The 13,380-nt window shown below is 46.2% G+C and carries 11 protein-coding genes; 3 read left to right on the forward strand and 8 right to left on the reverse strand.

What is annotated here, in order from left to right; genetic code table 11:
- Positions 1–244: 244 nt before the first annotated feature.
- The 5 genes from QUA43_RS12155 to purS form a co-directional block, all read right to left on the reverse strand.
- Positions 245–2,470 carry a WD40 repeat domain-containing protein gene (locus tag QUA43_RS12155; RefSeq protein WP_333374131.1) on the reverse strand — a complete coding sequence of 742 codons (2,226 nt, stop codon included), beginning with the start codon at positions 2,468–2,470 and terminating at the stop codon, positions 245–247.
- Entirely contained in the window at positions 2,467–4,530 is a 2,064-nt protein-coding gene (locus QUA43_RS12160; RefSeq protein WP_333374133.1) for an ATP-binding protein, read from the reverse strand. Before QUA43_RS12160 ends, QUA43_RS12155 begins: the two co-directional genes overlap by 4 nt.
- Before the next feature lie 138 nt (positions 4,531–4,668).
- Positions 4,669–5,472, reverse strand: coding sequence for a DUF4058 family protein (locus tag QUA43_RS12165; protein ID WP_333374135.1), 804 nt, complete (start codon positions 5,470–5,472; stop codon positions 4,669–4,671).
- A gap of 138 nt (positions 5,473–5,610) precedes the next feature.
- Entirely contained in the window at positions 5,611–6,312 is a 702-nt protein-coding gene (gene purQ, locus QUA43_RS12170; RefSeq protein ID WP_333374137.1) for a phosphoribosylformylglycinamidine synthase subunit PurQ, read from the reverse strand.
- A gap of 280 nt (positions 6,313–6,592) precedes the next feature.
- On the reverse strand, positions 6,593–6,877 hold the full coding sequence (purS, locus tag QUA43_RS12175) for a phosphoribosylformylglycinamidine synthase subunit PurS (protein WP_333374139.1): 285 nt from the start codon (positions 6,875–6,877) through the stop codon (positions 6,593–6,595).
- Between the two features lie 143 nt (positions 6,878–7,020).
- Between purS and QUA43_RS12180 the strand changes: the two genes are divergently transcribed.
- Positions 7,021–7,413, forward strand: coding sequence for a Fur family transcriptional regulator (locus QUA43_RS12180; protein ID WP_333374140.1), 393 nt, complete (start codon positions 7,021–7,023; stop codon positions 7,411–7,413).
- Between the two features lie 309 nt (positions 7,414–7,722).
- On the opposite strand, the gene QUA43_RS12185 is transcribed toward QUA43_RS12180, so the two are convergent.
- The 3 genes from QUA43_RS12185 to QUA43_RS12195 all read right to left on the reverse strand — a co-directional run bounded on the left by QUA43_RS12185 (position 7,723) and on the right by QUA43_RS12195 (position 10,642).
- A complete protein-coding gene (locus QUA43_RS12185; RefSeq protein WP_333374142.1) occupies positions 7,723–9,933 on the reverse strand; it encodes a peptidase domain-containing ABC transporter in 2,211 nt (736 codons plus the stop codon).
- A 138-nt stretch (positions 9,934–10,071) separates the two neighbouring features.
- Positions 10,072–10,245: a hypothetical protein gene (locus QUA43_RS12190; protein WP_333374144.1), complete on the reverse strand. Its 174-nt coding sequence runs from the start codon at positions 10,243–10,245 to the stop codon at positions 10,072–10,074.
- Positions 10,246–10,414: 169 nt separating this feature from the next.
- Positions 10,415–10,642: a secretion protein HlyD gene (locus tag QUA43_RS12195; RefSeq protein ID WP_333374146.1), complete on the reverse strand. Its 228-nt coding sequence runs from the start codon at positions 10,640–10,642 to the stop codon at positions 10,415–10,417.
- Positions 10,643–10,963: 321 nt separating this feature from the next.
- On the opposite strand from QUA43_RS12195, the gene QUA43_RS12200 reads away from it, so the two are divergent.
- Positions 10,964–12,079 carry an HlyD family efflux transporter periplasmic adaptor subunit gene (locus tag QUA43_RS12200; protein ID WP_333374148.1) on the forward strand — a complete coding sequence of 372 codons (1,116 nt, stop codon included), beginning with the start codon at positions 10,964–10,966 and terminating at the stop codon, positions 12,077–12,079.
- A 218-nt stretch (positions 12,080–12,297) separates the two neighbouring features.
- Positions 12,298–13,308 carry a tryptophan--tRNA ligase gene (gene trpS, locus QUA43_RS12205; protein WP_333374150.1) on the forward strand — a complete coding sequence of 337 codons (1,011 nt, stop codon included), beginning with the start codon at positions 12,298–12,300 and terminating at the stop codon, positions 13,306–13,308.
- Positions 13,309–13,380: the final 72 nt, after the last annotated feature.

The raw sequence follows: 13,380 nt of genomic DNA on the forward strand, positions 1-13,380 counted from the left end.
CCTGTTGCTTCCAGAAATAGACCTAGCAAGGCTCGCAGACTTTTTTGTTGATATTTGCTTGGCATTAAATCCATCAAGGTATAGACTAATGCTTGGGCATAATTAAGGATGGTTAACATTAACTTATCACATTGTTTATACGCCCTTTATTTCACATTTGGGTACACAATGCAAGGGCTTATTGAGAATGGTGCAAGATCTCAGTTTTAACCCACAGATGCGGGCAAAAACCCGGTTTCTTGGATTATCGCCCGCCGCTAACTCCCTCCAAGCGCAGAAAATGCACTCGACCAGACGTATCGACCGCTACAACACTCACCCCATCAGGCGAAATTGCACAGCAATTAAACCCATGTTCTCCGCTGAAAGTACAAACCTCTTCACCGCTAAACAAATCCCAGACTTTCAGGGTATTATCCCTTGAAGCGGAAATCGCTGTTTTGCCGTCCGGTGCGATCGCCACTGCCGTTACCCGGTGATTATGAGCAGTAAGAGTTTTCAGTTCCCAGCCTGTCTCGGTGTCCCAGATTTTCAGGGTTTTGTCCCCTGAAGCGGAAATCGCGGTTTTGCCGTCTGGTGCGATCGTCACTGCTGTTACCAAGTCATTATGACCAGTAAGAGTTTTCAGTTCCCGGCCTGTCTCGGTGTCCCAGATTTTCAGGGTTTTATCCTCTGAAGCGGAAATCGCGGTTTTGCCGTCTGGTGCGATCGCCACTGCTGTTACCCAGTGATTATGACCAGTAAGAGTTTTCAGTTCCCGGCCTGTCTCGGTGTCCCAGATTTTCAGGGTTTTATCCCCTGAAGCGGAAATCGCGGTTTTGCCGTCTGGTGCGATCGCCACTCGTGTTACATCGCGAGTATGAGCAGTAAAAGTTTTCAGTTCCCGGCCTGTCTCGGTGTCCCAGATTTTCAGGGTTTTGTCCCCTGAAGCGGAAATCGCGGTTTTGCCGTCTGGTGCGATCGCCACTGCTGTTACCATGCTCATAACATCAGTGCTCATAAGATCAGTAAGAGTTTTCAGTTCCCGGCCTGTCTCGGTGTCCCAGATTTTCAGGGTTAAATCGTCTGAAGCGGAAATCGCGGTTTTGCCGTCTGGTGCGATCGCCACTGCTGTTACCATGCTCATAAGATCAGTAAAAGTTTTCAGTTTCGGGCCTGTCTCGGTGTCCCAGATTTTCAGGGTTTTATCCCCTGAAGCCGAAATCGCGGTTTTGCCGTCGGGTGCGATCGCCACTGCTGTTACCCAGCTATTATGACCAGTAAGAGTTTTCAGTTCCCGGCCTGTCTCGGTGTCCCAGATTTTCAGGGTATTATCCCTTGAAGCGGAAATCGCGGTTTTGCCGTCTGGTGCGATCGCCACTGCTGTTACCCAGTCATTCTGACCAGTAAGAGTTTTCAGTTCCCGGCCTGTCTCGGTGTCCCAGATTTTCAGGGTTTTGTCCGCTGAAGCCGAAATCGCTGTTTTGCCGTCTGGTGCGATCGCCACTGCTGTTACCCAGTGATTATGACCAGTAAGAGTTTTCAGTTCCCGGCCTGTCTCGGTGTCCCAGATTTTCAGGGTTTTATCCGCTGAAGCCGAAATCGCTGTTTTGCCGTCTGGTGCGATCGCCACTGCTGTTACTGATTTAGTATGAGCAGTAAGAGTTTTCAGTTCCCGGCCTGTCTCGGTGTCCCAGATTTTCAGGGTTTTATCCCCTGAAGCGGAAATCGCGGTTTTGCCGTCTGGTGCGATCGCCACTGCTGTTACCGAGCTATTATTACCAGTAAGAGTTTTCAGGTTCCTGCCTGTCTCGGTGTCCCAGATTTTCAGGGTTTTATCCCCTGAAGCGGAAATCGCTGTTTTTCCGTCTGGTGCGATCGCCACTGCTGTTACCGAGCTATTATTACCAGTAAGAGTTTTCAGTTCCCGGCCTGTCTCGGTGTCCCAGATTTTCAGGGTTGAATCGTCTGAAGCGGAAATCGCGGTTTTGCCGTCTGGTGCGATCGCCACTCGTGTTACATTGCGAGTATGACCGGCTAATGTCCGCAGCGCCCCTTCATTTCCCCGTTCTAAATTAGCTTTTAAAGGCCGGAACCAAAGACCCTCTTTCGATTGCTTAGTTTGTTCTAGCATGAATCGAATCTCAGGTATTTCAAAATCTAGCAACCTGCCTAACAAATGCCCGGCCAATTGCGTTTTATCCCTTTCCAAAACGTGCGCCGACTTCCGAATTGCCGCCTGAATCAACCCCAAAGTTTCCGTTTGCCCCTCCGACAACAAAACATCAGAAACCCTCGCCAAATCGTAATCATCAATTAGCGCTTGTACCCCCCAAAAATCCAGTTTCATCTCAATAAAACCGAAATCCGTCAACCAAGCACAATAACGGTCAACCTTCCCCCGTTTCGCAAATCTCTTCGGTTGATATTTCAACAGCAAATCTCGATCTTCCTGACACTGCTGTGCCAACCACACACCTAATTCGCTCATCGCGGCGCTCCTTCTATAGCGTTATCACAAATGTCATCATTAATATCTTCCAGTGTTAGTCCAGCCGACTGCACAGTTTCATCTGCTTCCAGAAACTGCCGAAAACTGTTGTGATAGATAGTGTATCGAGTTTCCCTTCCTACTTTCTCATGTCGCAAAAACGAATTCCATTTTCCGAGCACCTGCTGTACTGTCATAACATTTTTCTCGCCGGCAGATCTAGCCAACCAGCGACAAGAAACAGGTTCCTCTGCTTGCGACAGGAAATAGATAATCCTAACCTTCAATTCCAGCAGAGGATCGTTTTCCCTGCCCATGCCCATCATCTGTCCCCAGTGTTTTTGATAATATTCCTCCAAACCCGCTGGCAAATCATTTAAATTCACATCATTGTACGTGCCGCCTTCAATCTCATCAAGTACGTGGCGGAGGTAGATAAATTTCTTTTCGCTTTTTTGGGCTACCGCCGTCACAAACTGTTCCCGCTGCAAATTTCGACCCTTAATCCAATCCTGAATTAACTGGCTTCTCTCCGTGCGTTTTGCCAGATAAGCCTCGACATCTTTGAGACTGTCTGTACTGTATTTCATCAAATCAAAAACCGTCTTGTTAGCTGTCGGCATTGTCAGAAAATCCGGCCGCTTGGAAACAATAAAATAAACGTTATCTGGCAAATCATTAGGCAAATACGAAACATTGCTACCGCTAGTTTGAGCCTTCCAATCAACTTCATCCAGCGCATCGACAACAAAAATTATTTTTTTCTCTTTGCTAGACTTAGCGCTGACTTCCTTCAGCAACTCGCCTAGAAAGTTGTTATTTTTCAGGGCATTTTCCGGCAGTCGCGGATACTTATCTTTAAGATTAAAACCTTCAATCAACTGAGTGCAAGCATTTTCCAAAAAAGTTTCAGCGCTGACAATCCCGTCCGGTTGCGAGTTGAAATGAGTAACGCAGCGGCGCTTCAACATCACCACACAGGCAGCCATAATCGCGCTTTTCCCAACACCCGGTTCCGCCTCCAAAACAAAATAGCCTTTTTGCTTTGTCCTCAGAAACTCATTAATTGCTTCAAACACAAATTTCCGACCGGTAAAGTCTTTAATTCTGTCCTGAATAATCGTCTCTGACTTAACAGGAATCGGCAAACTCGGCGCAGCAGGATCGATATATCTTTCCAGCAATGCCCGAATCTGCGCCAAATCGTCGCGGATGCCAATTTCGATCGCCTCCAATTTCACCATCACTTGACAAATCTGCTGCCGAGTTGCCACCGCCTCCAATTTTTGCAGAATCTCCCCATTTTGCAGCCCCAAATCTCTCAATTCAGTCAAAGCAATTTGGTGCAGATTCAACAGCATCGCCGCAAACTTTTCTCCTCCCTTCGCCGCATCCAGTTTCAGCACTTCGCGGTAGGCTTTCGGGAAAGTTGCGTACAGCTTGTCCGCCACAAATTCCACAATTTCCGCATCGAAGGATTTCCCCTCGCGCCGGGCGAATTCGTTGAGGAAAGTTGCCCAATCTGCCGTTGTCAATCCGGTAACTCGATCGAACTCCTCGGCATCCGCAGAAAAAATCTGAGTTAGCTGCTCTTCCGAAATCTGTAAACCCCTTGACAAATCGGCTGTATTCGTGTTAATATCCAGCCAGTATTCAGGAGTTTTCTCGGCTAATTGACTGAGTGCTGTTTCTGGATAAGGCAAATTTTTGGTTTCGGCGATCGCAATTAAGCGATCGGACTTCGCAACCTCTCTCAAAATATAGCCGATCGCCTCACCCGCGGCCTTAATCAAATCGTGATTATCGAGAATCCTCGGATTTTTGCTCAACCCTTCCGTCATCCGATTTGCCAGTTCATCAGCGGCCATAGTCTCAGCGAGACTACCAGCAATAGCTGCTAAGATAGAAACTCCCCCAAGTGCGATCGGGCCGCCGATCATACCCGCTGCTGCTTGAGTTGCCGGATTGGCGATCGCATTTGAAATAACTTGTCCAATAGCCATCACCGCACTGCATCCAATTACCCTAGTTTTAAAATTAGCTAAGTCAATTAGTGGCATAAAATAAATATTCCTCTTTTAAATAGTTGGTAGTAATTATATCTTGCCGGCTGCCGTTTAGTCCGTCGCTGCGAAAATTTCAAGTTAATTTAGAGATTGTCGATCGCGACGCACCCTAGAATATAAAGTAAAATATAATTAATTATCTCGAAGTTCTTTTTCTTGCAAAAGTTGGGTTGCCCAAACCCGCTCTTCTTCCGGTAGAGACGGTACGGGTTCTTGATTATAGTCGATCCGATAATCATAGCCAGCGCGATCGTAAATACCTCCAAATATTTCTGGTAAATTAACAATAGGTTCTACATCTTCCTCGCGCAAGGGAAGCGGAAATATAGGTAGAGAATCGCGGAGATTAAAAGCATAAAGTTCGGCAAACGGACGGCGATTACTGGGACTGACTAAAATCCGATAATCGCTTTGAATAGAATTATTAAGAATAGGCATAGATTCCCATTTTCGTAGTAAATCGATTTCCACTAAATTGGTTAAGCTACCTAAAATACTCTGGCGTTTTTTGAGATAAGTAATTCTTCCTTCTCCACTACGTTTGTTCACAGGAGAAAGAATCTCAATTGCAGTGACAACTTGTTTCGTTGCCATTTCTCGCACTTCCAGGTAAGTCTGTTTAATTTTTTCAGGAGCAGGCACTTTAACGGTAGTCGGAAGTGTTATACTTACAGTGGCAACTGAACCTGTAGGAATATTCGGGTTATTAGATTGACGCTTAATCGCGACATCGGGGATACCTACTAAAAGGGAGTCGCTGTTACTGTCATTTGGATCGGTAATTTCATAGATGCGTTTGTCGATTGCAACCTCATATTTAGGGCGAATTTGAGGGACTAAGGATGCCGCGATCGCAGAAATTAACCAATGATGAGTTTCCTGCCAGAAATCGGGGTGTTCTAAGTAGGGGTCCATTCCAGGAAAAGGTGAAGGCATAGGACTGTTCTCCGATGTATTGACTTTCAAATCATTTTAGCATTTTTAATTTTGTAGGGTGCGTCGCTGCGAGATTTTCGAGTGTCCCTACAAGAGTGACGCACCCTACGGTATCTAGAACAATGTCGTAAATATCAACTACAAAACAGCAGCAACACTTGCCATCAACAACCCTTGAAACAATTTAACCCCATCAGTTTCGCCCAACATCGGATCGGATGCCCGTTCAGGATGCGGCATCATTCCTAATACATTGCCTTGGCGGTTGCAAATACCGGCAATATTATTTAACGAACCGTTGGGATTGCCAGCATCGTTAATTTTGCCCGCAGGAGTACAGTAGCGAAACAGGACTTGCTTGTGCTCTTCTAGTTCTGCTAAAGTATCGGCATCGGCATAATAGTTTCCTTCGCCGTGGGCGATCGGCAAATCGATGATTTCACCCGTAGTATAAGCCGCAGTCCAACGAGTATTACCGCGTTCGACTTTCAAAGAAGCGCGATCGCAAATAAAATTCAATCCCGCATTCCGCACCAGAGCACCGGGCAGCAAACCAGCTTCAGTCAACACCTGAAAACCGTTGCAGATGCCTAATACAAGCTTTCCTTGTTTCGCGTGTTCCGCAGTAGCCCGCATCGCCGGAGAAAAACGGGCGATCGCGCCGCACCGCAAATAATCTCCGTAACTGAAACCGCCGGGAATTACAATGATGTCAATATCCGAAATATCGGTATCTTCGTGCCAAATCATCCGCGTCGGTTGGTGGAGTAACCCTTGAGTCACCCACACCACATCGCGATCGCAATTTGAACCCGGAAAAACAATAACTCCAAATTTCATAAGCTGAAGGAAGAGGGAAGAGGGAAGTTCGGCAACGGATTATGTAACGGATGTAACGGATGTAAAGGATAGAAGGAAGAAGGAAGAGGTGTCAACATAAGACTAAAATCTTATGTTTTTCTCTCTTGTATCGAAGTCTCGATCCCCCTAAATCCCCCTTAAGAAGGGGAGTAGGGGTTGACTTTGAGTCGTTCTAGTTCTTGTATTTTTAACAGAAACTTTGAGAACCTCTTGTCCCCCCCTTATTAAGGGGGGATCGAAGAGCTAGGGGCGATCGCCTTTATGCCGCCGCTGTCTCCACAGCAACAGGAATTTCAGTCAAATCAAAGCGATAATTTTCAATCACTGGATTGGCCAAAAGTTGGTCGCAAACGCGATCGAGTTGTTGGCGGGCCTCCGACTCACCAGCAGCAGTCAGCGTCAATTCAACGTACTTCCCGATTCGCACACGCTCAACATTGTCGTATCCCATGTGTTGCAAACCAGACTGTACGGCTGTGCCGGCGGGATCTAAAACCGAAGGGCGGAGGGTAACATAGATTTGGGCAAGATATTTCTGAGTCACGGGAATGTTGCGGTAGGTGATGTGAAAGTTAGCCCCATTGTATTCTACAACCGAGCTGCGCGCCGATCGCCATTTGGTTCGCCCAAGTAAGATAGCCTAGAAACAGGGACAGATGTGATTCCAGCAGATTCGAGAAAAAAATTATGAGAACCAACCACACCCGCAGTCAGGAGCGTATTTTACACTTGCTCAAGCACTTGAATCGATCGCTCTCAGCGCAAGATATCTACTTAGAACTGCGTAACAGCGACCAAAGCATGGGCCTAGCAACAGTTTACCGCTCCCTCGACGGTTTAAAGCGAGAGGGGTTCGTTCACGTCAGAACTCTCGCTAGTGGCGAGTCTCTCTACGGTGCCGCCCACCAAGACCAACATCACTTAACTTGTCTGGAATGCGGCACCTCCATTACGATCGACGAATGCCCCGTCCACCACTTAGAAAGCCAACTACAACAATCTCATTCTTTCAAGATTTATTATCACACTTTGGAGTTTTTCGGATTGTGCGATCGATGTACTTTGGCTCAAGAATCTTAGAGAAGTTATTAGTCATGAGTGCTCTCAATTCCGGTTGCACTCATCATAAATGTTGACTGTTGACTGTTGACTGTTGACTGTTGAGAGTTGACGGGCGGGTCGAAAAACTGAATGGTTGAGTGTTAACGGTTGACTCGATTTTATTATTCCCATGCAACCGCCAACGATATAGCAATCCTCGCAGCATTTGTGAATTTCTCACTTTCTGCCTGCCAGTTCGGGGAGGGTTGGGGTGGGGTGCTTTCATTGAGATGATCCCAGTGTTGTTTGTGTAGCGACAGATTTCAATCTGTTGTTTTATTAACTAGCTCAAGGATGCAAAAACTCTAAATGGTCTCCTGGAATCGATCGCAATTTTGCAGCCGAGCCTTGCATTTTCAACCGGCCACGTTCTAACATGATAATCCAATCGGCGCGATCGATTACTCGCGGCCTGTGACTGATAAAAATCGTGGTTTTTCCGTGCCGATACATCAACAATTGTTCTAAAACTTCCGCTTCGCTTGCGGGGTCAAGCCCTGCGGTAGATTCGTCTAAAATCAATACAGGCGGGTTGTTGAGAATGGCGCGGGCGATCGCCAATCTTTGTCTTTGTCCGCCAGAAATATTGGCTCCAAACTCCCCTAAAACAGTTTGATATTTATCCGGCAATTGGCTGATAAATTCATCCGCCCCCGCAATTTTGCAGACTTTAACAATCTGTTCAAAGCTGATATCTGGACTGCCCAAACGAAAATTTTCGAGAATCGAACGGCTCCAAAAATGTGCTTCTTGAGGAACCAATACTACCTGCTGTCTGAGACTGTCGAGAGACAAATCCTGCAAGTTGTAACCGCCAATTCTAATATTACCAGATTGCAGCGGATACAGACCAGCAATTACTTTTGCCAGCGTACTTTTTCCGCAGCCAGAATAGCCGATTAAAGCAATTGCTTGACCGCCGGGAAACGTGACGGAAAAATTTTCCAGCAAGTCAAGTCTGCCGGGGTAGTGAAAACTCACGCCCTTGCAAACAATACCGTCGCGGTCTTGAATAGTTACAAAAGGTTTATTCGTATCGTTTTTAGTTTCCGGTTCAGCGTCGATGACTTCCGACAGCCGTTGAGTAGCTGTCTGCACGCGAGTCATCTCATCAGTAAATCCTACTAGCGAATTCACCCAAGTAGTAACGTTTTGATTCATGCTAATAAACGCTAGCAACTGACCGATACTCAATACCTTGTCAATCACCAAACCGCTACCAAGCCACAGCAGAGTAATGCTGCCAGCAGAGGCAACAAAACCCGAAAATATATTGTTGAGAATGCCAATTTGTGTAGTGCGGAAAGTGAGCTTTGCTAAGCGACCGAAGCGGGTTTGAAATTCTTCCCAAAGTTGCTGACCGCTGCTAGTAGTTTTGACAGTCAGCGCGCCTTTAAAAGTTTCTACTAAAACGCCTTGTGTTTCTGCTTCCAGCACAAATAAACTGCGCGTTTTTTGCTGCAATGCGGGCAGAAACACCACTGTAGAGGCAGTCATTAACACAGCAATCACTGTAGCTGCCAGCGTCAGTTCCTTGCTGTAAAATAACATAAAAATAAAAGAAACTACAGCTATAAAAAATTGACTAGGCAAGCTGATAGCGACTTGAGACACTAATTTATTGATTTCTTGGATATCTTGTAATCTACTGACAATTTCGCCACTGCGTCGAGTTTCGTAAAAACTCAAAGGCAATCGCAGGAATTTGCGCGCGAATTCCATCACCAGTCCCAATTCTAAACGCTGGGAAAACTGAGCTATTAAGTTCGATTGTACCAATCCTAAACTGCTGCTAAAAAGGTTCATAACTATAACTGCGATCGCCACGCTTGCCAGGAGTTGTCTGTCGCCCCGCACCAGAATGTCGTCGGTGAGCAGTTGAACTAGAAAAGGCGAAGAAATTGACAACAAACCCAACACTGCATTCAGCAAAAATGCTTCCATTAAAATCGGGCGATAAATCCCAATCCGGCGCATCCATTTTTGTAAGGAATTGGCGGGCGGTTGACCCTCTGCTGCTGCAAAAAACCGCTCCGCATCGGGTTCTAGTAGCAAGCACAGCCAATCTGTCCAAGCTGCTGCTAATTCTGCTTTAGAAACATAGCGCATACCGACAGCCGGATCGCCAATCGCATATTTGTTGCCCTGTTTGCCGTACAAAACAACCCAGTGAAAGCCGTTCCAGTGAATAATCATCGGTAGAGGGGCATCATCGAGCTTGTCTAAAATTGCAGCGGCTGCTCGCACCGATCGAGCATTCAAGCCGATCGCCTCAGCACCTTGTTTCAAGCCCAGCAAAGTCGTCCCTTGTTGGCCCGTACCGACCAATTCTCGCAAGCGGCTAATTGTCAAATTCTGACCGTAAAATTTGGCGATCGAAGCCAGACAAGCTGCACCGCAATCTTCTTCGCTCTGCTGGAGAACAACCTGATATTTCATCAACCTGTTTACTTGTCCGAAGAAAGGCATTTCTCGGATAAAAGGAATGTTCTTTAACATTTGGCAAAATGAATAATGAGTAGAGCCTAATGAACATTACCCCTCACCCAGTACCCAATCAGAACAAAGCACCCATAAGTTTATGGGTGCTTTATGAATTCACATCAATAGATCGAGCTGAATTGACAGCACTAAACCTTACCAGTAGCGGTACACGACTCGGAAGGAGCCGTCGCAATTCCGTCGGTACACGACGTGACGGGTCGGACGGTAACAGTTGTATCGATTAGAATAATAGTGACCGCCGTTGACGCTAGCTGATTCTTCAGGGGTGAGTTCAGCAAACAGTGAATTGTCCTTTGTTTCTTTCATGATTGGACTCCGTTTAAGTTAATAAAATTGAAGGGAAGCTAGAAATCTTATCGAATTTCTAGAGCCTGGTGTAAATACTGAGTAATACTTCTTGTAGTGGTGTGCGACATCCGGAATACTACGGATAAATTTTCAAAATTTACTTGATCGCACAACTTGACTCAGCTATCTAAACCACTAGGGTTTTGTAAGGGCGATAATCGTTCGGATTGTACTGATAAAGCTGGCTAGGCGGCGGCAGGAAAAACAGCATATTCAGGCGATAGCTGCTGCTGTTATCCGTCTCGCTGTTGCTTTTAGCACCGCTAACACCGTTGGTAATGTTGCCACCATTGACAGTAGCAGATTCTCTATCGGTTACTTCGATGAAGAGTGAACCTTGTTGATTTTCTGACATAAATAACTCCTATTAATACCTATGTACTTACTTACTACCTACGCATACAGGAAAAACCCGGTAACAGTGCCAAAACTCATGGCGGAAACGCCGTATTTTCATGACAGTCGCCCCCTGGCTTCACTCCTCTTGATATTTGGCGAAGTTTGTGGGTGGGAACGGCAAAGCTGTGCGGATTTTTACCTTTACCCTGTGAATTTTGATTTAGACTTCTAAACCTATACTTGGTTTCCGGAAAGCTGATCGTAAAAGTGACAAAACAAATCAGCGATCTCTCCCTCCTCCCCAACTCAAAACTATTCCCCTCTCCCCCTTGCCGCCATGTCTCTCACTCCCGAAGCCACACCCGCTGAAACCTTTGATAACGACCAGTTTTTGCCCCCTGTCAGCCGCTGGACGACTTTGGGGGGCATTTTGATGGTGGCGACCTTTGGCGGGGCGATCGCCCTCGCTAGCGTCACCAAATACAGCGCTACAGTCAAAGCAGATGCGATCGTCCGTCCAGCCGGAGAAGTGCGCGTCGTGCAAGCCGCCACCGAAGGAACCGTCGAAAGCATTGCTGTCAGCGAGAATCAGACAGTAAAAGAAGGAGATGCGATCGCAGTTATAGACGCTTCGCGTTTGGGCGCTCAAAAAAAACAGTTACAAGAAATAATTAATCAGTCTCAACCAGCAGCACAGCAAATCAACCAGCAACTGCGCGACTTAGAAAATCAAATTTTGGCCAGCGCCCAATTTAAAAGCATCGAAAGTGAAAGTTCCGCCCAACAGGAATTAATCGAATCTGCTTTAATAAAATTCGCCACATCGCTGCCGGATGTCGCCGAGAGACTGGGCAGAAGTCGGCGGGTTTTGCTCGTTAAGCGCTCGTCTCTTCAACAACAATTAATTCAAGCTAAAAAAGAACTAAATCAAATTGACTTAAAACTCGAAAATAGCGTGATCCGCACGCCCACGGATGGTACAATTCTCAGATTGGAAGTACGAAATACTGGTCAAACCGTACAAGCCGGCAGTGCGATCGCCCAAATCGTCCCCAGCGACGTACCCCTGGTAGTCAAAGCCAAGGTGACATCCCAAGACATCGCCCGCATCCAAATCGGCCAACCCGTACAGATCAGGATTTCGGCTTTGCCTTTCCCCGATTACGGCACATTAAAAGGAACTGTCAGCGAAATCGCCCCAGATGCGATCGCCCCTCAAAATCCCACTAATAATTTAGGTACAGCTTATTACGAAGTGGCAATTAAGCCCGAACAAACTTATTTAACAAAGCTCAAATCCGCCAACGGTCAATTCTTCGGCAACTCCCAGGCTAATGTCCCCCGCCAGTATTCGATTCAATCGGGCATGGAAGGCAGAGCCGATATTATTACTGGCGAAGAAACTGTTCTGACATTTGTTTTGCGGAAAGCAAGGTTGCTGACAGATTGGTAATTAGTCAGTTGTTAGTTGTTAGTTGTTAGTTGTTAGTTGTTAGTTGTTAGTTGTCAACAGTCAACAGTCAACAGCCAACAGTCAACAGCCAACAGTCAACAGTCAACAGTCAACAGTCAACAGTCAACAGTCAACAGTCAACCGCCAGAAAATTAGAGGCTCTGAAATTGAAATAACGTGTCAATATAGAAATGTGAGTTCAATTCTATTCTTTCCTCATGGGCAAACAGCGCGTTCTTTCTGGAGTTCAGCCAACCGGCAATCTTCACCTCGGCAATTATCTCGGTGCCATTCGCAACTGGGTAGAAAATCAAAGTCAGTACGAAAATTACTTCTGCGTAGTCGATTTGCACGCAATTACCGCACCGCACAATCCAGCAACTCTAGCCTCCGACACTTACACGATCGCCGCACTGTATTTAGCTTGTGGCATCGATTTAGAATATTCTACTATTTTCGTGCAATCCCACGTCTCGGCGCACACAGAACTAGCATGGCTGCTCAACTGTATTACGCCGATTAACTGGCTCGAAGATATGATTCAGTTTAAAGAAAAAGCAGTTAAACAAGGTGAAAATGTCAATGCAGGTTTGCTAAATTATCCCGTGTTAATGGCAGCAGACATTTTGCTTTACGATGCCGACAAAGTGCCGGTGGGAGAAGACCAAAAACAGCATTTGGAACTCACCCGCGATATTGTCATCAGATTAAATCACCAATTTGGCACACCCGAAAAGCCAGTATTGAAACTTCCCGAACCGTTAATTCGGACTGACGGTGCGAGGGTGATGAGTTTGACAGATGGCACGCGCAAAATGTCGAAATCTGACCCTTCCGAACAAAGTCGAATTAATTTATTGGATTCGCCAGATGCGATCGCCAAAAAAATCAAGCGCTGCAAAACCGATGCCGTGCGGGGTTTGACTTTTGACGACCCCGATCGCCCCGAAGCTAGAAATTTGCTGACACTTTATCTCCTGCTTTCCGGCAAATCTAAGGAAGAAGTAGCAGCGGAGTGTGAAAACATGGGTTGGGGAGATTTTAAACCCTTGCTGACAGAGACGACAATTAATGCCCTCAAACCAATTCAGGATAAATACAAGGAAATAATGGACGATCCGGGATATTTAGAGTCTGTACTACGTCGCGGCAGAGAACAAGCAGAAGCTATTGCTAATCAAACTCTAACTAAGGTTAAGACAGCTTTCGGTTATTCTTTACCTGTTTAGTTGTTAGTTGTTAGTTGTTAGTTGTTATTGGTTACTGGTTAAGAATGACAACTGCCAACTGCCCACTAACAA

The sequence above is a fragment of the Microcoleus sp. N9_B4 genome, assembly GCF_036701635.1.
Taxonomy (GTDB): Bacteria; Cyanobacteriota; Cyanobacteriia; order Cyanobacteriales; family Microcoleaceae; genus Microcoleus.